This window comes from Phaeobacter sp. SYSU ZJ3003 (assembly GCF_041300735.1).
GTDB lineage: Bacteria > Pseudomonadota > Alphaproteobacteria > Rhodobacterales > Rhodobacteraceae > Phycobacter > Phycobacter gallaeciensis_A.
Genome location: NZ_PXNU01000012.1, coordinates 1 through 21,371, shown reverse-complemented (window position 1 = coordinate 21,371; position 21,371 = coordinate 1). Strand labels below are relative to the sequence as shown.

The following is a 21,371-nucleotide window of genomic DNA, read 5'->3' as shown; positions in this document are numbered from 1 at the left end:
CGGGGCTGAGGCCCTGACGCGCACAGCATCTTGGAGGTGTGCATAAACCATCAGTGCAACGCTCCAATGCGCGGTTTGCCTCACCTGGGAAGGACCCGCGTCCAAACCGAGGGGCGCACCCAATTGATTTCCCCGCAGAACTATGCGCATCAAGCGGCCATGACCTGTGGATTTCCATATCTTCGGCCCGGCATGCGCGTGGGGCTGCTTGGCGGCTCCTTTGATCCGCCGCACATGGGGCATGTGCAGATCAGTCTTGCGGCGCTGAAACGGTTTGGGCTGGATCGGATGCTCTGGCTGGTGTCGCCCGGTAATCCTCTCAAATCCCGTGCCCCGGCCACGCTGGAGCGGCGGGTCGCGGCGGCGCGGGAGATGATGCAGCATCCGCGGATCGAGATCAGCGATATCGAGGCGCGCCTTGGCACGCGTTACACGGCGGAGACCCTGCGGCATCTGCGGGCGCGTTATCCCGGCGTGCGATTTGTTTGGCTGATGGGGGCGGACAACCTCACCCATTTTCACCGCTGGAAGGACTGGCGCGAGATCCTTGAGACGGTGCCGGTCGGGGTGCTGGCGCGCCCCGGCGACCGGATCTCGGCGCGGCTGTCTCCGGCTGCGAAGATCTATGGGCACTACCGGCTGAAAAGCAGCCAGAGCCACCTGCTGGCCGGGGCAGAGACTCCTGCCTGGTGTTTCCTGAATGTGCCGATGGTCGATACCAGTTCGACGGAAATCCGCGCGCGGGGGGACTGGTCAGCGACGTAAGCTGGCCGAGGCGATCCCGGCGCTGATCACCACCAGAAGCCCGGCCCATGTCAGAAGATCCGGCAATTGACCGAAGACGGCCCAGCCCAGCAGCACCGCCGCGATCAGCTGGAAATAGACGGTGGGCGCCAGACGCGAGGCCTCGCTCCGGCTATAGGCATAGAGCAGTAGCAGGTTCCCCAGCATGGAAAAGGTCGCGCTTCCGACGGTCAGGGCGGCGGTAGAGAGACTCGCCTCGGGCAGGTTGGACAGGCCAAGCGGCAACAGAAACAGCGCGCTGAGCAGGAGCTGCGTAAAGCTCAGCTCGACCGGTTTGCCGACATGGGCCAGCCAGCGCGACGCCGTCAGGAAACAGCCGTAGAAACAACCCGCCAGAACCGCATACATCAGATTGGCCGAGCCACCGAAGCCGGGGCGGACCACCAGAAGCACACCGCAAAAGCCTGCGCCCATCAGGATTGCGCGCAGCGGCGTGGTACTTTCCCGCAAAAGGGTCACAGACAATACATAGCTGATCACCGGCCCGATGAAGAAGGCGGCAAAGACATCGGCGATCGCCTCGGTCTGCAGGGCCGTCTGGATCGACAGGATGCCGCCGGTAATGAGGCTCGCGCGCAGCCAGATCCGCCAGTCCTTCAGCAGGCGCAGGCAACCCCGCGGGGCAAAGGGCAGCACCAGCAGCGCACCGATGGCAAACCGCGACCAGGCCACGAACCCGGGTGTTGCCAGACCGCTGCTGGTCAATAACTTCCCGCAAAGATCCCCGGCAGGGATCATTGACATGGCGATGAACATGATAGTGACTGCTTGCAACATGGGGGCCAGCGGTAGCAGGCAGGGCACGGAGGCGAAACAGGAAAAGCCGCCCGGGTTTGCCGTTTGGCAGTTTTTATAAGACACTGACAGATATGATATCGCGACGAAAATTCCTTGGCGCCGGGGTGGCGGCGCTAGCAGGATCGGCAAGCTGGGCCAATGCGCCGACGGTGTCCCTGCGTCCTGTAGCTCGGACACAAGAACGGACCGCTGCGGCGGTGGCGGATCTGGAGACGGTGCTTGCGCGCTCTGGCCTTCAGGGCAAGGTCGCCTGCGCGGTGGCGGATGTCAAAACCGGAGCGCGGCTTGAATCGCAAGCGGGCGCGGCGGGGCTGCCGCCGGCCAGCGTCGCAAAAACCCTGACGGCGCTTTATTCCCTTGATGTGCTGGGGGCCGAACACCGGTTTGCCACCCATATTCTGGCCGCAGGCCAGATCCGCAGTGGCGTGCTGCATGGTGATCTGATCCTTGCTGGTGGCGGCGATCCGATGCTGAACACCGACCATCTGGCGCAGCTGGCGCGTAGCATGAAGGCCGCGGGCCTGCGTGAGGTGCGTGGCGATTTCAAAGTCTGGGATGGCGCCTTGCCACAGGTGCAGTCGATCGATCCGGAGCAGCCGGATCACGTGGGTTACAGCCCGGCGGTGTCTGGCATCGCGCTCAATTTCAACCGTGTTCATTTCGAATGGAAACGCGGGGCCAAGGGCTGGTCCGTCAGCATGGATGCCCGCACCGAGAAATACCGCCCCGAAGTTGCCATGGCGCGCATGGCGGTGAAGAACCGCGCCCTGCCGGTCTATACCTATGCGGACCGGGGCGGCGCCGATACCTGGACCGTGGCCAGTCAGGCGCTGGGCAATGGTGGTTCGCGCTGGTTGCCGGTGCGGCGCCCGGCGGAATATGCGGGGGATGTGTTCCGGACCCTGGCGCGGTCGCACGGTATTGCCCTGCGCAAGGCCAAGGTCACGCAGAGCCTGCCGCAGACGCAGGTTCTTGCCCAGCATCAGAGCCCGCCGCTGAGTGTGATGCTGAAGGCGATGCTGAAGTATTCCAACAATCTGATGGCTGAAATGATCGGCATGTCGGCGACAGCAGCAGCGGGCAAGCGTCCCGGATCGCTGCGGCAGTCCGCTGCCCAGATGAGCGATTGGGCAGCGCGTAAGTACGGTATGAAAGACAGCCGGTTGGTGGATCATTCGGGCCTTGGCGATGCCTCGCGGATGACGCCGGATGATCTGGTCACGGTGCTGATCGCGGATCATGGGGCAGGGCAGCTGAAGCCCTTGCTGAAACCGTTTCCGATGCGGGACCGCAAAGGGCGGGTCTTGAAATCTCATCCCATCAAAGTACTGGCCAAGACCGGGACCCTGAATTTCGTCTCGGGGCTGGGCGGTTTCATGACGGCTGCCGACGGTACCGAGTTGGCCTTTGCGATCTTTGCCGCCAACACCACGGCCCGGTCACGGATCAAACGCGCCGACCGGGAGCGCCCGCCAGGCGCGCGTGGATGGAACCGCAAGGCGAAAGCGCTGCAACAGATGCTGATCGAGCGCTGGGGCAGCGTTTACGGAAGTTGACACCGGCGCCTTCCCAAAAGGCCGATGGTGCCCCCTTACAATGAAAAACGCGGCCCCTATTTGGCCGCGTTTTTATTATCCCTGAGGAGTGGGCGGGGATCAGAAGTCTTCCCAGCCTACCGCCACTTTCGCAGGCGGCTCGTCCGCAAAGAAATCGTCGTTCTCGCTGCCGGGTGCCGGGTGGGCCGATGGCGCGGGCATCGTTGCGATGCTGGCCACGGGGCGACGACCGCCCCCGGTGTTGAAGACCGAGACATGCCGGGCCAGTTCGTTGGCATCGTTGCGCAGGATCTGGGCTGCGGCGGTTGCCTCTTCGACCATGGCGGCGTTGTGCTGGGTGACCTGATCCAGCTGGGTGACGCCGGTGTTGATCTCGGCCAGTGTTGTCGACTGTTCCCGCGCGCCGCCGGCGATCTCGGAGATATGGCCGGAGATGGTGCCGACGCGGTCGATGATCTTCTTCAGCTCGTCACCGGCCTTGCCGACAAGATCAACGCCCTTGTTCACATGCTGGGAACTTTCGGCGATGAGGCCCTTGATCTCCTGAGCAGCATCCGAGGAACGCTGCGCCAGGGCACGCACTTCCGAGGCAACGACGGCAAAGCCACGGCCTGCTTCGCCTGCACGGGCGGCTTCCACCCCGGCGTTCAGCGCCAGAAGGTTGGTCTGGAAGGAGATATCGTCAATGACCGAGATGATCTGCGAGATCTTTTCGGAAGAGGTTTCGATCTGGGACATCGCGTTGACCGCATCGGTCACCACCTTGCCGCTTTGCTCGGCGGTGGATTTCGCCTCGGTCACGATGGTTTCAACTTCCTTGGCGCCATCCGCGGCGGAGCGGACGCTGACGGTCAGCTCTTCCATGGCCGCTGCAGTCTCCTCCAGCGTGGCCGCCTGGCTTTCGGTGCGCTGCGACAGATCGCTGGACGACTGGCTGATTTCCTCGGAGTTTTCCCGGATGCGGGTCGAATTGTCGATCACTGCGTCGATGATGCCGACCATCTTTTCCACGGTGGCATTGTAGTTCTGGCGCAGGCTTTCGTATTCGGTGGCAAACGGCGTGTCGATGGTCTTGCTCAGATCGCCTTCGGACATGTCCTGCAGCGCCACGTTCAGCGTCTCGACGACCTTTTTCTGCTCAGCCTGGGCCACCTTGCGCTGCTCCTCCACCTCACGGGCGGCGGCCAGTTGGGACTTCAAATGATCCAGCGTCTGGGCAATCCGGCCGATTTCGTCGCGGCGGTCCAGGTGGCTGACTTCGGTGTCGTAATCGCCGTCGGCAATCACGTCGATCGACTTGGTGACGCTGCTGAGCGGGCGCGACAGGATAGAGCGCAGTGCAAAGACCGATAGTGTACACATGATCACAAAGGCGGCGATCGCGAAGACCATGGACATCATTTCGTCAAAGGCGGCTTCGGCAAAGGCCACCTCGGGCGACCAGAGCATTGCGACAGAGCCGACAATGACGGATCCATCGGCCCCGGCCGTCGCGGGAGCGGCAACATAGTAACCGTCCGCCGACATTTCCGTCTGACCAGACTGGGCCGAGGCATGGCCGAGCTCGCTCAGCTTTGCCTGGTCGGCTTCGCTGATTTCTCCACCGGTTGCAACGACCTTGCCATCCTTGTTTACGGCAACCCCTGCCAGGGCGCGGCCATCGGACAGTTCGATCAGTTTCTCGATATCAGCCGACAGCCGGTCCGAGTCCCCAAACCGGATGGCGCCGCCACTGCGGGCCGCCACGGTGATTGTGACCCCGCTGCCCAGCGTGCGGACGCCCTTTTCAACGGCGGCCCTGAAGGTCTTCTCGTTCTTGTAGGTCAGCGATCCGGCTACCACCAGAGTGGTTGCCGCGATCAACAGGCAGCATTTCATGAATACCGACATGCCTTTGAACAGGGATATCGAGGGAAGACGGACTTTCATTTGTGCACCTTTCGATCTTTTGCAGTGCGTGGAACGCGCTGGATTACATCAGCGATTCAGCGTCAACAGCCACCGTCATTGCTCCGATCGGAGCGCCGGTTGCGGGATCCACAATGGTAAGCGAGATTTGCGCCTGATAGCTTTGGGTAGATGCATCAAGCTCGACATCCCCGAAGTGCGCGGCATCCGGGCCGACGGGGTAGGTCTGCTGGAACTTGGCCTCGTCGCCTTGCCACATGTCAGAGGTCGCCGCCGAGGCAGCCACGTTCAGCCCATGGGCATCCATGACGAAAACTTCGGTGATCTGGCCACCCGATTTCACCACCTGCTCGCGCAGGAAGTCGGCGGCGGCATTCTCCAGCACAGGCGTGATCGTCGGTGTGGAGGCGGTCCCCACTTCGGCGCGCCAAGCTGTGTCCATGGCATCGATCTGAGCCTGCGAATAGCCGGAAGTCCGGGCGTTTTGCCCGTTGATGGCATCAATCAGAACCGGGGCGGTTGCCCAGTCACGGATGCTATTTTCCAGATACGCTTTCATGCTTGGCTCAAAGTCGTTGGCCCAGACGGGCGACAGAACAAGGGAAAACAGGGCGGAACAGGTAACTATACGCATTGGATACTCTTTGCTGTGATTTAGGTCGGGATGCAGACCATGATCGACGCTAGGTCCAAGGGTTTACGGATGAATTAACGGTGCAGTGAGGGGCCTGGGCGGCCTTTGGGCCAGGTTTTGAAGGGAAATTCTGCGTTGCAGCGACTGATCGGGGGCGTGCCTGCGAAATGCAGCAAGCCTCTGAATTACATTCAAAATCACGATTGTGTGACAGGGCGCAGTAAGGAAGACACAGCCTTGAAACAGGGGGAAGGGGGGCGTGTGCAGGGGGGGGGCATTGGAGATAACAAGCTTAAAATTGTAAGTGTTATCTCGCGGTTTTCATGGCGTTTTTGATGGTTGAATATTGACGGCACAGGGGCGGTTACCAGTCGATTCCATTCATGGCATCGCATTCTGCTTATGTCAGGCATCGCGAGCTTTCGAATATTGGAAAAGTCATTGTGATCTGGACCGAACCGCGCGGCATTGAAGTTGCACTCTGCAAGCCCCTAATGTCACCGCATGATTGAGCTCAAAGACCTACAGCTGCTAACGGCGCTGGCCCGACACCAGCATTTCGCCAAAGCTGCACAAGAATGCGGCATGTCGCAGCCTGCCTTCTCGATGCGGATCCGCAACCTGGAGGACAAGTTGGGCGTGTCCATCGTGCGGCGCGGCAACCGGTTTCAGGGTTTGACAGGCGAAGGCGAGCTGATCGTGGCGCGGGGCCGGTCGCTGCTGGATGACGCCCGGGCGCTGGAGCAGGAGATCGCGGCGGCCCGCGGGCAGGTTACTGGCACGCTGGATCTGGGTGTGGTGCCGACGGCCACCAGTTTCGCGGCGCGGTTGGTCAACCGGCTGCAACAGGCCCACCCGCGCATTCTCGCTCGAATCAACGTGATGTCTTCGGCGGCCATCCAGCAGCGTCTGTTCGAGGGAACGCTGGATGCGGGGCTCACGTATATGGACTCCATCGAACAAAATCTTGTGATCAGGCAGCCGCTTTACGACGAACGTTATGTGGTTCTGGCGCCGGTCCGCTTGGTGGCGCAGATCGCTCTGCAGGCGGGCGAGGGCGCCGGTGAAATCAGCTGGGCACAGGCTGCTGAACTGCCGCTGAGCCTCTTGGATCAATCGATGCAGAACCGGCGTATTCTGGATTGGATCTTTGCCGAGCAGGGGCTGCGGCCCGAGGTCCTGTCGGAATCCAGCGGCTTTATGTCCGCTATTATTATGGCGCGTGAGGGGCTTGTGGCTACCATCCTGCCGCAAGCGCTGGCCGATGCGCTGGGCCCGATCGAAGGAACCCGGGTGCTGCGGCTGGAGGCGCCGGAACAGGCGCGGCCGATCTGCATGGCCACGCTGGACCGCCAGCCCGAGCTGACCACGGTCCGGGCGCTGAGGGACGTGGTTGCCGCCTTTGAGCAATAAGTCTTCGTTATCGTGCCTTATGAATATGCGATTTGACGATATTCACAGCTGATGAAATGCCAAAGCGCATGGCACCAGCGAAGTGGAGATCAACGTGGCACCGTTGGACAATAGCAAGGGCGTATGGAAATCCGGCAAGGGCAAGGGACGCAAAACCCCCAAGGGTCGTCAGCTTGACGATCAGGCCCACGAGGAAGTCTTGGCACTTCTGGGGGACCGTCCCCGCAATCGCGATCTTCTGATCGAATTCCTGCATCTCATCCAAGATGCGTATGGCTGTCTCAGTGCGGCGCATATCCGGGCGCTGGCCGAGGAAATGCGCACCGGTCAGGCCGAGATCTATGAGGTCGCCAGTTTCTACGCACATTTCGATGTGGTGAAGGAAGGCGAGACCCCGCCGCCTGCGCTGACCATCCGGGTTTGCGACAGCCTGTCCTGCGAACTGGCCGGTGCCCAGCAGCTGCAAAAAGCGCTGGAGGATGGGCTGGACCCGTCCGAGGTGCGTCTGCTGCGCGCGCCTTGCATGGGCCGTTGCGACACGGCGCCGGTGCTGGAGATCGGTCACAATCACATCGATCACGCCACCGCGGAAAAGGCGATTGCCGCCGTTCACGCCGGTGACACCCACCCGCAGATCCCCGATTACCAAACCTATGCCGAATATGTCGCCGATGGCGGCTATCGCATCCTTGCCGAGCTGCGCGCGGGCGGCGACTGGGAAGCGGTGCAGGACAAGGTGCTTGAGGCCGGTTTGCGCGGTCTTGGCGGCGCCGGTTTCCCCTCGGGTAAGAAATGGGGCTTTGTACGCGCCAATCCCGGTCCCCGCTATCTGGCGGTAAACGGCGATGAGGGCGAGCCCGGCACATTCAAGGACCGTCACCATCTTGAACGCGACCCGCATATGTTCCTTGAGGGCATGCTGATCGGCGCCTGGGCCGTCGAGGCCGAGAAAGCCTTTATCTATATGCGCGACGAATATCCGGCGGTGCTGGAAATCCTGCGCCGCGAGATCAAGGCGCTGGAAGATGCCGGTATTGTCGAGGAAGGCTATATCGATCTGCGCCGCGGGGCAGGGGCCTATATCTGCGGCGAAGAAAGCGCGATGATCGAAAGCATCGAAGGCAAGCGCGGTGAACCGCGCCACCGCCCGCCGTTTGTGGCGCAGGTGGGGATCTTTGGTCAGCCGACGCTCGTGCACAATGTCGAAACCCTCTACTGGGTGGCGCGCATCTGCCGGTTTGGCCCCGAAGTGCTGAATTCGGTTGAAAAGAACGGTCGCAAGGGGCTACGCAACTACTCCGTCTCGGGCCGGGTCAAGAACCCCGGTGTTCATCTGCTGCCTGCAGGTTCCACCATCGCTGATATCATCGAGGCTGCGGGCGGTATGCTCGATGGCCACGCCTTCAAGGCCTATCAGCCGGGCGGTCCGTCCTCCGGTCTGTTGCCAGCGCATATGGACGATATCCCGCTCGATTTCGACACGCTGCAACCGCATGGCACATTCATCGGCTCGGCCGCCGTGGTGGTCCTGTCCGATCAGGACAGCGCCCGCGAGGCCGCGCTCAATATGCTGCGGTTCTTTGAGGATGAAAGCTGTGGCCAGTGCACCCCCTGCCGGGCTGGCTGCGAGAAGGCGGTAAAACTGATGCAGGCCGACAAGTGGGATCAGGGCCTTTTGGAGGAGCTGAGCCAGACCATGGTCGATGCGTCTATTTGTGGTCTGGGCCAGGCTGCGCCGAACCCGATCCGTTTGACCATGAAGCATTTCCCGGAGGAGATCTGAGCATGATCCTTCAGTTGATGTTCCGCCCGGCGGGTAACGCCGGGCAGCGCCCGACCCGCCCCCATGGGCGGGCGCTTCACGCCCACCCCGGGTCGGGCACTCCCCTATTCTCATCTTCGCAAGCCAAGGAGATCTGAGCCATGTCGAAGCAAATCACCTTTACCCTCGACGGCGAACAGGTCACCGCGGATGCGGGCATGACCATCTGGGAAGTCGCCAACGGTCGCGGTCTGAAAATCCCGCACCTGTGCCACAAGCCGCAGCCCGGCTACCGCCCCGACGGCAACTGTCGCGCCTGCATGGTGGAGATCGAAGGCGAGCGCACGCTCGCAGCTTCCTGTATCCGCGAACCCGCCGAGGGCATGGTTGTCACCACCAATAACGCGCGCGCCACAAACGCCCGCAAAATGGTGATGGAACTGCTGGTGGCCGACCAGCCCAAACAGGAAGAGGCGCATGATAAGTCCTCGCACCTGTGGGACATGGCCGAGCTGAACGGGGTTTCGGAGTCGCGTTTCCCGAAACTGGAAGAGGGTCGCATTCCGCTGCTCGACGATAGCCATGTCGCGATGAGCGTGAACCTTGACGCCTGTATTTCCTGCGGCCTCTGCGTGCGTGCATGCCGCGAAGTGCAGGTGAACGACGTGATCGGCATGGCCGGGCGTGGTCACGATGCCTATCCGACCTTTGATATCGCCGACCCGATGGGCGCATCCTCCTGCGTGGCCTGCGGCGAATGCGTGCAGGCCTGCCCGACCGGCGCGCTGATGCCCGCCTCTGTGGTGGACGAGGCGCAGGTTGGCGACAGCAAGGATTACGATTCCGAAACCGAGAGCGTCTGCCCCTTCTGCGGCGTCGGCTGCAAGGTCAGCCTCAAGGTGAAGGACGGCAAGGTCAAATACGTCGAGGGCATCAATGGCCCGGCGAACGAAGGCCGTCTCTGCGTCAAGGGCCGCTTCGGTTACGACTATATCCACCACCCGCACCGCCTGACCAAGCCGCTGATCCGTCGCGACGACGCGCCGGCCAAGGGGCTAAACGTCGATCCGGGCAACCTCTCCACCCATTTCCGCGAAGCGACTTGGGAAGAGGCGCTGGATCTCGCGGCCAAGGGGCTGATCAAGCTGCGCAACGAGGATCCGCGCAACGTTGCGGGCTTTGGCTCGGCAAAATGCACCAACGAAGAAGCCTATCTCTTCCAGAAGTTCATTCGCCAAGGCTTCAAGCACAACAACGTCGACCACTGCACCCGTCTGTGCCACGCTTCCTCGGTGGCGGCGCTGATCGAGAACGTCGGCTCCGGTGCGGTGACCGCCAGCTTCAACGAGATCGAAAACGCCGATGTAGCGATCATCATCGGTGCCAACCCGATCGAGAACCACCCGGTGGCGGCGACCTACTTCAAGCAGTTCACCAAACGCGGTGGCAAGCTGATCGTGATGGATCCGCGCGGTGTCGGCATGCGCCGCTACGCCACTGAGATGCTGCAGTTCCGCCCCGGCGCGGATGTGTCGATGCTGAACGCGATCATGAATGTGATCGTCGAGGAGGAGCTCTACGACAGCCAGTACATCCACCGCTGGACCGACAACTGGGCCGCCGAGAAAGAGCATCTGCGCCAGTTCACCCCTGAGAAGATGAGCGAAATCTGTGGCATCCCGCCGGAGCAGCTGCGCCGCGTGGCCCGGATGTTCGCTGGCGCGCAATCTGCGCTGATCTTCTGGGGCATGGGCGTCAGCCAGCATATCCACGGCACCGACAACTCGCGCTGCCTTATCAGCCTGGCGCTGATGACCGGCAACGTCGGGCGTCCGGGCACGGGCCTGCACCCGCTGCGCGGTCAGAACAATGTGCAAGGCGCATCCGATGCCGGCCTGATCCCGATGTTCCTGCCGGATTACCAGACGGTGACCAGCGACGAAGTGCGCAGCTCCTTTACCGATGTCTGGGGTGGCGGCGACTTCTCGAACGAGAAGGGCCTGACGGTGACGGAGATCGTCGATCAGGTCTATGCGGGCAATATCAAGGGCATGTACATCCAAGGTGAGAACCCGGCGATGTCCGACCCCGACGCGGATCACGCGCGGGAGGCCTTTGCTAAGCTGGAACTGATGATCGTGCAGGATATCTTCCTGACCGAGACTGCGAACTTTGCCGACATCATCCTGCCCGCCTCGGCCCTTTACGAGAAAAACGGCACCGTCTCGAACACCAACCGGCAGGTGCAGCGGGTCCGCCCGGCTGTCGCCCCTCCGGGTGAGGCGCGCGAGGATTGGTCGATCACCGTCGATCTGGCGCAGCGGATCGGTCTGCCCTGGACCTATACCGATGTGTCCGAGGTCTTTGCCGAGATGAAGCTCAACATGAAGTCGCTCAACAACATCACCTGGGAGCGGCTGGAGAACGAGACCGTGGCCTACCCGTCGCTGTCGCCCGAGGATCCGGGCCAGTCGGTGGTGTTCGGCGATGGCTTCCCGCGCGAAGGTGGCAAGGCGATGTTCACGCCGGCGGCAGTGATCGCCCCGGATGAGGCGCCGGATGATGAGTATCCGATGATCATGACCACCGGCCGCCAGCTGGAGCATTGGCACACCGGAGCGATGACCCGCCGGTCGCTGGTGCTGGATGCGGTAGAGCCGGAAGCGAACTGCTCGCTGCATCCGAAGACCCTGCGCAAACTGGGTGTCGAGCCCGGCGGCATGGTGCGTCTCTCCACCCGGCGCGGCTCGATCAAGATCATGGCGCGCGCCGACCGGGCCGTGTCCGAAGATATGGTCTTTGTGCCCTTCGCCTATGTGGAGGCGGCAGCCAACGTGCTGACCAACTCGGCGCTGGACCCCTACGGCATGATCCCCGAGTTCAAATTCTCGGCGGTCCGGGTCGAAAAGGCGGAAGAGCAGATCGCGGCGGAGTAATCCAGCCAAATGAAACTGTTACCGGGCGCAATGTCAGCCATATTGCGCCCGGTTTTATTTTTATGGGTTAGCCCAACAGGGTGATGGCCCCGTTGCCCGCGGCCTGACGCAGGCCGTGCACTTCTTTCAATTCTTCATCGTTGATCCAGTCGAGCGCAGCCTCGGTGCTGTCGAATTCCAGGATCACGCCGACCCCGGTTTCGTCACGGGAGCCTTCGATCACCTGCTGCTGCGGGGAGGAGGTCACGACCCGCGCCCCGTGTTTTGCAAGCGCGGCGCCTGCTTTTTCGCGATAGGCGGCAAAGCTGTCGGGGTCGGTGATGGGCAGATTGACATAGGCATAAACCATGATGCGTTTCCTTCTGTGGAGTGGTCGGGTTTGCGACCCGTGTTTCAACCCGTGCTGAATGCCCGGCAGTGTGGTGTAGAAAAACGCGTGAATTTCGACATCAGACATGCAAAAACGCACGCATGAAGATCACATGGGATGATATGCAGACCGTTCTTGCGCTGGTGCGCGGCGGCAATCTGGCCGCTGCGGGCGCGCAGCTGGGGCTGACCTATACCACCGTGGCGCGCCGCATCCGCCGCGCCGAGGAGGCGCTGGGTCGTCCGTTGTTCGAACGCCGCCCCGAGGGCTATCACCCGACCGAAGAGGCGCATGAGATCGCTGCGGCCGCCGCCCGAATGGAGGCCGAGGAGCAGGCGGCGATGCGGCGCCTGTCGGGCCGGGCGCAGGATCTGAGCGGCCCTTTGAGCCTCACCGCGCCGCCCTTGCTGATCCAGACCTTTCTGGCGCCGCTTTTGGCAGAGTTCACGGCCGGGCACCCACAGTTGGAGCTGACCGTCAGGGCGGCCAATGGCGTTCTGGATCTCGCCCGGCGTGAGGCTGATCTGGCGCTCAGGATCAGTCGCCACCCGCAGGAGACGCTGGTGGGGCGCAAGCTTGCCGAACAGCAGAGCGGTTTTTTCGCGCTGCCCGAGATCGCCGAAGCGGCGGCGCGCGATCCGCAGGCACCGCTGGAATGGGTGCTTTATGCGGGGCACGATGCGCCGCCCGCCGCCGCCAGCAAGATCCATCCCGATATACGGGTGCGGGCACGGCTTGATGATATGCCCAGTATGATTGCCGCGGCGCTGGCGGGGATGGGTGCCCTGCGCATGCCCGTCTTCCTTGGGCGCGCCTATCCGCAGCTGGTGCCACTGCCGCATCTGCCGGTACAACCCTATGCGCCGATCTGGTTGCTGAGCCACCGGGACCTGCAGGGATCGGCCAAAGTCACGGCGCTCAAGGGCATTCTGGAACCTTGGTTTCGCGACAACAGAACCCTGTTCTCATGCCTGCCCTGAGGCGCTAGCATCGCGGCAGATTTCAAAAAGGATTTCCCATGCCGCGCCGATTTGTCGATCTTTCCGTTGCTCTAGAAACAGGTATCCAGTCCGACCCAGAGATCATGCTGCCGCAGATCGAATACCTTTCTCACGATCAGACCGCTGAACAGGTGATGAGCTTTTTCCCGGGGCTGAAACGGGAGGATCTTCCCGGCGGTGAGGGCTGGGCGATCGAACGGCTGCAGATCGCCACCCACAACGGCACCCATCTGGATGCGCCCTATCACCATCATTCCACCATGAATGGCGGGGAGCGGGCGATCACCATCGACGAGGTGCCGCTGGAATGGTGCATGGCGCCGGGGGTAAAACTGGATTTCCGCCATTTCGACGATGGCTATGTGGTTACAGCCGCGGATGTGGAGGCCGAGCTGGACCGGATCGGCCACGAATTGCAGCCGCTTGATATCGTGGTGGTCAATACCTCGGCCGGGGCGCGTTATGGGCATCCCGATTACCTGGTGCGGGGCTGCGGCATCGGGCGGGGGGCGACGCTGTACCTGACCGAGCGGGGTGTGCGTGTCACCGGCACGGATGCCTGGAGCTGGGATGCGCCCTTTCCGCTGACGGCGCAGGAATACGCAAAATCGGGCGACCCGGCGATCATCTGGGAAGGGCACCGCGCCTCGATGGAGGTGGGCTATTGCCATATGGAGAAGCTGACCAACCTTGACCAGCTGCCGCCGACAGGGTTCGAGATTTCCTGCTTTCCCTTCAAGATCAAGGGTGCCTCTGCCGGGTTCATTCGGGCGGTGGCGATCTTCAACGACTAAGGAACAGCGCGCTGTTCAGCGATGGCGCGCCATGAAGCGGTCGATGTCCTTTTGCGCGGGCTTCTGGCCGGTGAAGACCTCCATATAGCCCGGCATCCGCGCCAGACGCTGGGCCGCGTCCTCGTGCACCTGCATCGAGATATAGCCGATCTGGGTGTAGATCATGGTGAGTGCGCGGATCTCGGCGTCCTCGGGATCATACCCGTACCGGATCAGCATATCGGTCATCGCCCTCTTGCGGCGAGCATCGGCCAGATCCAGTCGGGCCTGTAGCGACGGGTCGCTGCGCGCCCAGTTGCGGATCGCCAGATCCAGCCGGGAATCGAACAGATCCGGGTCTAGCCAGCAATCAAACAGGTTGAACACCGCCTCGAACAGATTCTCCGCATAGGCTTCGGTGCGGGCGACCAGATTGCCGGTGTTCTTGTCCTCCCAGTGGCGGATCATCGCCTCCAGCAGCGCCTCGCGATCCTTGAAATACCAGTAGAAACTGGTGCGCGAGACCCCCAGTTTTTTCGCCAGCGGCATGATCTTCACCGCGCCGACGCCATGGGCGGTCAGCTCTTCATAGGCGGCCATCAGCCAGGCATCCGCGCTGCTGGTCTGCTGAGAGAGTTCTGCAAGGGTCTGAGAAGTGTTCATGGCATTTTGCATAACAGCGACATCCTCGTGACGCAATCGAAGTTGACGCATGTGATTATTGAATTGACACTGGTGTCAACAGATGATGTCAATTCGATAAGAGGAGGTCGCACAGATGGCAGAGGTGGCAGTCAAATCGCGGGGACGGCGGGCGCGCCGCAGCGCCGGGCGCACGGCAGAGCCGGGGCAGAACGAACACCTGCGCGTGCCCTATATCAGCCGCAGGATTCCCACCTACGATATCCTGTCCGAGGAAAGCCTTGCGAAGATCGAAGCCACCGCCGAGCGGATCATGTCCGAAATCGGTCTGGAGTTCCGCGACGATCCAGAAACCGTTGCCCTGTTCCGCGCGGCAGGCGCCGAGGTGACCGATCTGACCGCCAGCAGCTGGAACCTGAAATTTGCCCCCGGCATGATCCGGGAGATCCTGAAAACCGCGCCCGCGCGATTTACCCAGCACGCCCGCAATCCTGCCAATTCTGTTGAAATCGGCGGCGATGCCATGGTGCTGGCGCCCTCATACGGCTCGCCTTTCGTGATGGATCTGGACAATGGCCGCCGCTACGGCACCATCGCCGATTTCCGCAATTTCGTGAAACTGGCGCAGATGAGCCCCTTCCTGCACCATTCTGGCGGCACCATCTGCGAGCCGACCGATATTGCCGTCAACAAGCGGCATCTGGATATGGTTTATGCTCATATGCGCTATAGCGACCGGGCCTTCCTGGGGTCGATCACCGCGCCCGAGCGTGCCGAGGACAGTATCGAGATGTGCCGCATCCTGTTTGGTGCGGATTTCGTCGACCAGAACTGCGTCATCATGGGCAATTTCAACACCACCTCGCCGCTGGTGATCGATGGCGTCACCTCGCAGGGGATCCGCGCCTATGCGGCGGCGGGACAAGGGTCGATCCATCTGCCCTTCCTGCTGGGCGGGGCGGTGTCGCCGCTGACCATGGCCGGGTCGCTGGCGCAATGCCTGGCCGAAACCATGGTGTCCTGCGCCATCACCCAGCTGGAGCGTCCCGGCGCCCCGACCATTCTGGGCTCCTTCATCAGCTCCATGTCGCTGCGGTCGGGCTCTCCCACCTTTGGCACACCGGAACCGGCGCTGGCCTCGCTTGCCATGGGGCAGCTGGCGCGCCGTCTGAACCTACCCCTGCGCTGCGCCGGGAATTTCTCAACCTCGAAGCTGCCCGACGCGCAGGCGATGCAGCAGGCGATGATGTCGATGATGTCAGCGGTGCAATGCGGCGCGAATTACATCCTGCATTCGGCGGGCTTCCTCGATGGGCTTTTGTCGATGTCCTATGAAAAGTTCATCCTTGATACGGACCTTTGCGGGGCGCTGCATGCTTATCTGAACGGGTTCGAGGTTAACGACGACACGCTCGGGTTCGACGCTCTTGCCGAAGGCGGCCCCGGGCAGCACCTGTTTTCCACCCAGCACACCCTGCGCCATTACCAGACCGCCTATTGGGACAGCGCGGTGGACGATCACCAGCCCTGGGAAACCTGGGATGAAAAGGGCGGCGTCGATGCGGCCTCCCGCGCCAACGCCCGCTGGAAGGCACAGCTGGCCGCCTATGAGGCGCCTGCCATGGATGAAGCCACCGATGAGGCGCTTCAGGCCTTTATCACCCGGAAGAAAGCCGAGGTCCCCGATGCCTGGTATTAAGTCCTGTACTGAGGCCTTTTCCTGAACCCGTTTCCGTTTCACCATTGACCCGACAACCCCGCAACAGATGCCCGCAAGGAGAGCGCCAAGATGTCCAATGATCCGCTTTTGCAGCCCTACCAACTGAAACACCTGACCCTGCGCAACCGGATCATGACCACCAGCCATGAACCGGCTTACCCCGAGGATGGCATGCCAAAGGAACGCTATGCGGCCTATCACGCGGAACGGGCCAAGGCGGGGGTGGCGCTGACCATGACGGCGGGGTCGGCGGCGGTGTCCAAGGACAGCCCGCCGGTGTTCAACAACGTGCTGGCCTATAAGGACGAGGTGGTGCCGTGGATCCAGGCGCTCACCGACCGGGTGCATGAACACGGTGCGGCGGTAATGATCCAGCTGACCCATCTGGGTCGCCGCACCAACTGGAACAAGGGCGACTGGCTGCCTTCGGTCAGCTCCACCCGCCACCGCGAACCGGCGCACCGGGCCTTTCCGAAACTGGCCGAGGATTGGGATATCGAACGCATCATCACCGATTTCGCCGATGCCGCCGAGCGGATGAAGGCAGGCGGCATGGATGGCATCGAGTTGCAGGTCTACGGCCACCTTCTGGATCAGTTCTGGTCGCCACTGACCAATGATCTTGATGGGCCCTATGGCGGCGCGAGTCTGGAAAGCCGCATGAAGATGCCGCTGGATGTGCTTCAGGCAGTGCGCGACCGGGTCGGCGAGGATTTCATCGTCGGCCTGCGCTACACGGCGGATGAGGATCAGGCAGGTGGCATCACCCCTGAAGAGGGGCTCGAAATCTCCAAACGCCTGTCTGCCACCGGCATGGTGGATTTCCTCAACGTGATTCGGGGGCGCATCCATACCGATCCGGCGATGACCGACGTGATCCCGGTGCAGGGCATGGCCGCCGCGCCGCATCTTGATTTTGCCGGATCGGTGAAAGAGGCGACCGGCATGCCGACCTTCCATGCCGCGCGCATTCCCGATGTGGCCACGGCGCGCCATGCGGTGGCCTCGGGGCTTCTTGATATGGTGGGGATGACCCGCGCCCATATGGCCGACCCCCATGTGGTGAAAAAGATCATGGAGGGGCGCGAGGACGATATCCGTCCCTGCGTCGGGGCCACCTATTGTCTGGACCGGATCTATCAGGCGGGCGATGCCCTGTGCATCCACAACGCCGCAACGGGGCGCGAGCTGACCATGCCGCATGACATTCCGGCGGCAGACGAGAAGAAGAAGGTTGTCATCATCGGCGCCGGCCCTGCTGGACTGGAGGCAGCGCGTGTTGCCGCCGAGCGTGGTCATGACGTGACTGTGTTCGAGGCTGCCGCCGACCCCGGTGGGCAGGTCCTGCTGACGGCGCAAAGCCCGCGCCGACGCGAGATGATCGGCATCATCGACTGGCGCATGGCCCAATGTGCGGCGCGTGATGTGACCTTCCTCTTCAATACCTGGGCCGAGGCGGCGGATGTCACCGCCCTCAACCCCGATGTGGTGATCGTCGCCACTGGCGGTCTGCCCAACGGCCACCTGTTCGAGGTCAAGGAGGAAGCCGCCAACGTGATTTCGGCCTGGGATCTGATTTCAGGCGATGTGAAGCCTGCGCAGAACGTGCTGATCTATGATGAAAGCGGCGATCACCCCGGCCTGATGGCGGCCGAGGCTGCGGCTGCGGCAGGCAGCACAGTCGAGGTGATGACCCCGGATCGTGTGTTCGCGCCGGATATCATGGCGATGAACCTGGTGCCTTACATGCGCAGCCTTCAGGACAAGGATGTGCGCTTTACCGTGACGCGTCGTCTGCTCGATGTGGCGAAGAACGGCAATATGCTGACCGCCACCATCGGCACCGATTACAGCGATCACAGCTATACCGCCGATTATGATCAGGTGGTGGTGAACTATGGCACCCTGCCGCTGGATGATCTCTACTTCGATCTGAAACCGCTTAGCCGTAATGGCGGTGAGCTGGATCACGAGGCGCTGATCGCAGGGAAGCCGCAACAGGTGGCGCGCAATGAAGATGGCACCTTCCAGCTGTTCCGCATCGGCGATGCGGTTTCGGCCCGCAACACCCATGCGGCGATCTATGATGCCTTGCGCCTGATGAAGGACATCTGAGATGCGCATTGGCGTCATCGGAACCGGCACCATCGCGGCCGCGGTGGTGCGCGGCATTGAGGGCGACGGCCACCAGATCACGGTTTCGGAGCGCAGCACGGGTGTCTCTGCTGCGCTGGCCGATGCGTTTGAAAACGTGACCATCGCGCCGAACCAGCAGGTTCTGGATCAAAGCGATGTGATCTTTCTCGGGCTCATGGCCGGGGCCGCGCCGGGTATCCTCGCGCCGCTCACCTTTCGCGCGGATCAGCGGGTGATCTCCTTCATGGCGGGCGCCGATCTCGGGCTGGTGGGGGAGCTAGTCGCCCCCGCGCGGGCCTCGGCGGTGATGATGCCCTTCCCCGGCATTGCGCAGGGCGGATCCGCCATCATGGCGCAGGGCGATACCGATCTGGTCAATGAAATCTTTGGCATCCGCAATACCGTTTTTGCGCTGAAGGACAGTGCGGAACTGGACGCCTATCTTTGTGCGCAGGCGGTGCTGTCACCGGTGGCGCGCATGGTTGGCGATGCAGCGGATTGGCTGGGGGAGCGCGTTGCAGATCCGGCGCAGGGAGAGGCCTTCCTGCGGATGCTGGTCGCCACCAGCCTCGCCGAGGCAGGCTGCGCCGATCTGATCGAAGCGCTGAACACGCCCGGCGGCTATAACCAGCGCCTGCGCCTGCATATGGAGGACGCCGGGATCACCGGCGATCTGATGTCAGGACTGAACGACCTGGAGGGCTGAGCCATGAGCACCTTTCCGCATATCTTTCGCCCGGTGACCCTGCGCCATAAGACGCTGCGCAATCGTATCGTTTTTGGCGCCCATACCACCAACATGGCCCATGGCGGCCTGCCGGGGGAGGCGCATACGGCCTATTACCGCGAACGGGCGCTGGGCGGCGCGGCGATGATCGTGGTCGAGCCGATGCCGGTGCATGCCTCTGCGGTGCTGACGCGCGGGAATTTCCTCCATTCCAGCGATGAAGTGATCCCCCACTTCCGTCGCCTGACCGAGGCCAGCAAGGCCGAAGGCGCGGTGATGATTCAGCAGCTCTATCACGTCGGCGCCCACGGCGATCAGGACAACTCCTGGCACGCCGCCTGGTCGCCCTCGGGTGGGCCAAGTTACCACGACAGCGACGCCAGCCACATGATGAGCGAGGCCGAAATCGAGGAAACCATCGAAGGGTTCGTTCAGGCCGCGATCCGCTGCCAAAAAGCAGGGTTCGACGGGGTCGAGGTCTGGGCCGCCTACCATTGCCTGCTCGATCAGTTCTGGACGCCCTTTTCCAACCAGCGCGATGATCGTTGGGGCGGCAGTCTGGAGAACCGCACCCGCCTGTCGCGCGAGATCCTGCACCGCATCCGCCGCGCCTGCGGGGAGGACTTTATCATCGGCCTGTCGGTCAATGACGAACCGGGGGTCGATATTGCTCTCAGCCGTGAAAGCATGGCCGAGATCGTCGCCCTGCACGACAGCGAAGGTGCGATGGACTATGTGACCATCGGCTCCGGTTCCTATTTCGATTTCGCCCGGCTGCTGCCCAGCTTTCAGCACGGGGAGAAGCTGACCTCGGATCTAGCCGGAACGCTGAAGGGCGCTGTGCAGCAGGCCCTTGTGACATCCGAAAGTCATATCCGCACGCCGGAGAACGCCAATGCCCTTTTGGGCGCGGGAGAGGCAGATCTGGTGTCCCTGGTGCGCGGCCAGATCGCCGATCCGCATCTTGTCGCCAAGGCAGAGACGGGCAGGGCAGAGGATATCCGGGGCTGCCTGTCCTGTAACCAGCAGTGTTGGGGGAGGCGCAGCCGGGATTACTGGATTTCCTGCTTGGTCAATCCATCCGCCGGGCGAGAGCATGACTGGGGCGGTGATCGCTTCAACCCGACGACCGATCCGAAAAAGGTGCTGGTGGTCGGCGGTGGCCCCGCCGGGCTGGAGGCTGCCCGGGTTGCGGCCGAGCGTGGCCACCACGTGACCCTGGTCGAGGCGGCTGCGCATCTAGGGGGGCAATTCCATCTGGCTGGTCTGCAGCCACGCCGGGGGCAGATTACCGATCTGATCAGCTGGTACGATCGCCAGCTCACTCGTCTGGGCGTTGATGTCCGGCTCAACACCTATATGGATGCGGAGGACATAAAGGGCGAGGGCGCCGATAGGGTGGTCCTGGCTACCGGCAGCCAGCCGACGGAGACCGGGTTCCAAAAGGCCCTACCGCATCTGGCCCACCTGCCGGGGAAAGAACACGGCCACGTCTGGTCTGCCGAGGATGTGATGGCCCGCCGTGCCCGTCTGGGCCAGGAGGTGATCGTCCTGGATGAAGGCGGCAACTGGCGCGGCTGCGGCACCGCCTGGCGGCTGGCCGAAGACGGGCACCGGGTGACGCTGGTGACGCCGGACCCAATGGTGGGCAAGGAGCTGCAGCGTTCGGCCACGGATCTCCACCTGCGCCGCGCACTGGCGGAGTTGGGTGTCACATTTATAACCGAGGCCGCCATCGCAGGCTGGGACGGGCAGGGCGCGACGGTGACCTGCTTGCTGACCGGCTCGCAAAGGGCCATTCCGGCAGACGATTTGGTAATGGCGGTCCCGAACCATGCGGATATGTCTCTGCGGGACGAGTTGATCGGGCTGGGTGTTACGCCGCAACTCGTCGGTGATGCCGATGCGCCCCGGATGGCGGCGCAGGCAATCTACGATGGTCGTCGAGTCGGTTTGGCCCTCTGACTGGCTCTCGTCCGGGCGATTTCCATCCGATTCCAGCCCCTTTCAGGCGTGATTCAACGGCATTCTGTGGATAACCCTGTGGAGGACTAAGCATCCCTCGCCGAGTGTGGGGGGGAGGGCCTGCAAAAAGGAGAAGGTACCGCTCAACAGCGCATCGGGGTCAGATTTAAGTGTTGGCTAAGAGTTTGATTTTGTTATGTCTTGCGAGATTTTTCCCGTTTTTTCG

Annotated in this window: 17 protein-coding genes; 12 read left to right on the top strand and 5 right to left on the bottom strand. The window is 62.4% G+C overall.

Features of this window, described 5'->3' with window-relative positions:
* Window positions 1-159 precede the first annotated feature (159 nt).
* Entirely contained in the window at window positions 160-765 is a 606-nt protein-coding gene (locus tag C6W91_RS05120) for a nicotinate-nucleotide adenylyltransferase (protein ID WP_370570539.1), read from the top strand.
* Here the strand turns inward: C6W91_RS05120 and C6W91_RS05115 are convergent.
* Entirely contained in the window at window positions 754-1,560 is an 807-nt protein-coding gene (locus C6W91_RS05115) for a DMT family transporter (protein WP_274831138.1), read from the bottom strand. The two genes, C6W91_RS05120 and C6W91_RS05115, sit on opposite strands and share 12 nt — an antisense overlap.
* Before the next feature lie 113 nt (window positions 1,561-1,673).
* Between C6W91_RS05115 and dacB the strand changes: the two genes are divergently transcribed.
* Window positions 1,674-3,158, top strand: a complete 1,485-nt coding sequence (gene dacB / locus C6W91_RS05110) for a D-alanyl-D-alanine carboxypeptidase/D-alanyl-D-alanine-endopeptidase (protein ID WP_370570479.1) — start codon at window positions 1,674-1,676, stop codon at window positions 3,156-3,158.
* Between the two features lie 99 nt (window positions 3,159-3,257).
* Here dacB and C6W91_RS05105 read toward each other — a convergent pair whose 3' ends face one another.
* Both C6W91_RS05105 and C6W91_RS05100 read right to left on the bottom strand, forming a co-directional pair.
* The gene (locus C6W91_RS05105; protein WP_370570478.1) at window positions 3,258-5,087 is read right to left on the bottom strand and encodes a methyl-accepting chemotaxis protein; all 1,830 of its coding nucleotides are present in this window, start codon (window positions 5,085-5,087) and stop codon (window positions 3,258-3,260) included.
* Window positions 5,088-5,130: 43 nt separating this feature from the next.
* Window positions 5,131-5,700: a hypothetical protein gene (locus C6W91_RS05100; RefSeq protein WP_065272785.1), complete on the bottom strand. Its 570-nt coding sequence runs from the start codon at window positions 5,698-5,700 to the stop codon at window positions 5,131-5,133.
* Window positions 5,701-6,204: 504 nt separating this feature from the next.
* Here C6W91_RS05100 and C6W91_RS05095 point away from each other — a divergent pair.
* From C6W91_RS05095 to fdhF, 4 genes are all read left to right on the top strand, one after another.
* Window positions 6,205-7,113: a LysR family transcriptional regulator gene (locus C6W91_RS05095; RefSeq protein WP_274831233.1), complete on the top strand. Its 909-nt coding sequence runs from the start codon at window positions 6,205-6,207 to the stop codon at window positions 7,111-7,113.
* A 94-nt stretch (window positions 7,114-7,207) separates the two neighbouring features.
* Window positions 7,208-8,896 carry an NAD(P)H-dependent oxidoreductase subunit E gene (locus C6W91_RS05090; protein WP_274831232.1) on the top strand — a complete coding sequence of 563 codons (1,689 nt, stop codon included), beginning with the start codon at window positions 7,208-7,210 and terminating at the stop codon, window positions 8,894-8,896.
* Between the two features lie 2 nt (window positions 8,897-8,898).
* Window positions 8,899-9,033, top strand: coding sequence for a hypothetical protein (locus tag C6W91_RS05085; protein WP_257784212.1), 135 nt, complete (start codon window positions 8,899-8,901; stop codon window positions 9,031-9,033).
* 3 nt (window positions 9,034-9,036) lie between these two features.
* A complete protein-coding gene (fdhF, locus tag C6W91_RS05080; RefSeq protein WP_274831231.1) occupies window positions 9,037-11,811 on the top strand; it encodes a formate dehydrogenase subunit alpha in 2,775 nt (924 codons plus the stop codon).
* 67 nt (window positions 11,812-11,878) lie between these two features.
* Here the strand turns inward: fdhF and C6W91_RS05075 are convergent, their stop codons facing one another.
* A complete protein-coding gene (locus tag C6W91_RS05075) occupies window positions 11,879-12,160 on the bottom strand; it encodes a DUF1330 domain-containing protein (protein WP_274831230.1) in 282 nt (93 codons plus the stop codon).
* A gap of 122 nt (window positions 12,161-12,282) precedes the next feature.
* Between C6W91_RS05075 and C6W91_RS05070 the strand changes: the two genes are divergently transcribed.
* Both C6W91_RS05070 and C6W91_RS05065 read left to right on the top strand, forming a co-directional pair.
* Entirely contained in the window at window positions 12,283-13,161 is an 879-nt protein-coding gene (locus tag C6W91_RS05070) for a LysR family transcriptional regulator (protein ID WP_370570477.1), read from the top strand.
* A gap of 38 nt (window positions 13,162-13,199) precedes the next feature.
* Window positions 13,200-13,976, top strand: a complete 777-nt coding sequence (locus tag C6W91_RS05065; RefSeq protein WP_274837690.1) for a cyclase family protein — start codon at window positions 13,200-13,202, stop codon at window positions 13,974-13,976.
* A gap of 15 nt (window positions 13,977-13,991) precedes the next feature.
* Here the strand turns inward: C6W91_RS05065 and C6W91_RS05060 are convergent, their stop codons facing one another.
* Window positions 13,992-14,618, bottom strand: a complete 627-nt coding sequence (locus C6W91_RS05060) for a TetR/AcrR family transcriptional regulator (protein ID WP_274837691.1) — start codon at window positions 14,616-14,618, stop codon at window positions 13,992-13,994.
* 115 nt (window positions 14,619-14,733) lie between these two features.
* On the opposite strand from C6W91_RS05060, the gene C6W91_RS05055 reads away from it, so the two are divergent.
* The 4 genes from C6W91_RS05055 to C6W91_RS05040 all read left to right on the top strand — a co-directional run bounded on the left by C6W91_RS05055 (window position 14,734) and on the right by C6W91_RS05040 (window position 21,145).
* Window positions 14,734-16,296, top strand: coding sequence for a trimethylamine methyltransferase family protein (locus C6W91_RS05055; RefSeq protein ID WP_274837692.1), 1,563 nt, complete (start codon window positions 14,734-14,736; stop codon window positions 16,294-16,296).
* 90 nt (window positions 16,297-16,386) lie between these two features.
* Window positions 16,387-18,432, top strand: coding sequence for an NADH:flavin oxidoreductase (locus C6W91_RS05050; protein WP_274837693.1), 2,046 nt, complete (start codon window positions 16,387-16,389; stop codon window positions 18,430-18,432).
* A gap of 1 nt (window position 18,433) precedes the next feature.
* Window positions 18,434-19,159, top strand: coding sequence for an NAD(P)-binding domain-containing protein (locus C6W91_RS05045; protein ID WP_274837694.1), 726 nt, complete (start codon window positions 18,434-18,436; stop codon window positions 19,157-19,159).
* Between the two features lie 3 nt (window positions 19,160-19,162).
* Window positions 19,163-21,145, top strand: a complete 1,983-nt coding sequence (locus tag C6W91_RS05040) for an FAD-dependent oxidoreductase (RefSeq protein ID WP_370570476.1) — start codon at window positions 19,163-19,165, stop codon at window positions 21,143-21,145.
* Window positions 21,146-21,371 lie beyond the last annotated feature (226 nt).

What these genes read in the sequence shown, in the direction of transcription:
- dacB (WP_370570479.1), top strand. Translation starts at nt 1,674, where the DNA reads ATGATATCGCGACGAAAATTCCTTGGCGCCGGGGTGGCGGCGCTAGCA.
- C6W91_RS05060 (WP_274837691.1), bottom strand. Translation starts at nt 14,618, where the DNA reads ATGAACACTTCTCAGACCCTTGCAGAACTCTCTCAGCAGACCAGCAGC.
- C6W91_RS05040 (WP_370570476.1), top strand. Translation starts at nt 19,163, where the DNA reads ATGAGCACCTTTCCGCATATCTTTCGCCCGGTGACCCTGCGCCATAAG.
- fdhF (WP_274831231.1), top strand. Translation starts at nt 9,037, where the DNA reads ATGTCGAAGCAAATCACCTTTACCCTCGACGGCGAACAGGTCACCGCG.
- C6W91_RS05070 (WP_370570477.1), top strand. Translation starts at nt 12,283, where the DNA reads ATGAAGATCACATGGGATGATATGCAGACCGTTCTTGCGCTGGTGCGC.
- C6W91_RS05050 (WP_274837693.1), top strand. Translation starts at nt 16,387, where the DNA reads ATGTCCAATGATCCGCTTTTGCAGCCCTACCAACTGAAACACCTGACC.
- C6W91_RS05045 (WP_274837694.1), top strand. Translation starts at nt 18,434, where the DNA reads ATGCGCATTGGCGTCATCGGAACCGGCACCATCGCGGCCGCGGTGGTG.
- C6W91_RS05095 (WP_274831233.1), top strand. Translation starts at nt 6,205, where the DNA reads ATGATTGAGCTCAAAGACCTACAGCTGCTAACGGCGCTGGCCCGACAC.
- C6W91_RS05105 (WP_370570478.1), bottom strand. Translation starts at nt 5,087, where the DNA reads ATGAAAGTCCGTCTTCCCTCGATATCCCTGTTCAAAGGCATGTCGGTA.
- C6W91_RS05075 (WP_274831230.1), bottom strand. Translation starts at nt 12,160, where the DNA reads ATGGTTTATGCCTATGTCAATCTGCCCATCACCGACCCCGACAGCTTT.
- C6W91_RS05085 (WP_257784212.1), top strand. Translation starts at nt 8,899, where the DNA reads ATGATCCTTCAGTTGATGTTCCGCCCGGCGGGTAACGCCGGGCAGCGC.
- C6W91_RS05120 (WP_370570539.1), top strand. Translation starts at nt 160, where the DNA reads ATGACCTGTGGATTTCCATATCTTCGGCCCGGCATGCGCGTGGGGCTG.
- C6W91_RS05100 (WP_065272785.1), bottom strand. Translation starts at nt 5,700, where the DNA reads ATGCGTATAGTTACCTGTTCCGCCCTGTTTTCCCTTGTTCTGTCGCCC.
- C6W91_RS05065 (WP_274837690.1), top strand. Translation starts at nt 13,200, where the DNA reads ATGCCGCGCCGATTTGTCGATCTTTCCGTTGCTCTAGAAACAGGTATC.
- C6W91_RS05115 (WP_274831138.1), bottom strand. Translation starts at nt 1,560, where the DNA reads ATGTTCATCGCCATGTCAATGATCCCTGCCGGGGATCTTTGCGGGAAG.
- C6W91_RS05055 (WP_274837692.1), top strand. Translation starts at nt 14,734, where the DNA reads ATGGCAGAGGTGGCAGTCAAATCGCGGGGACGGCGGGCGCGCCGCAGC.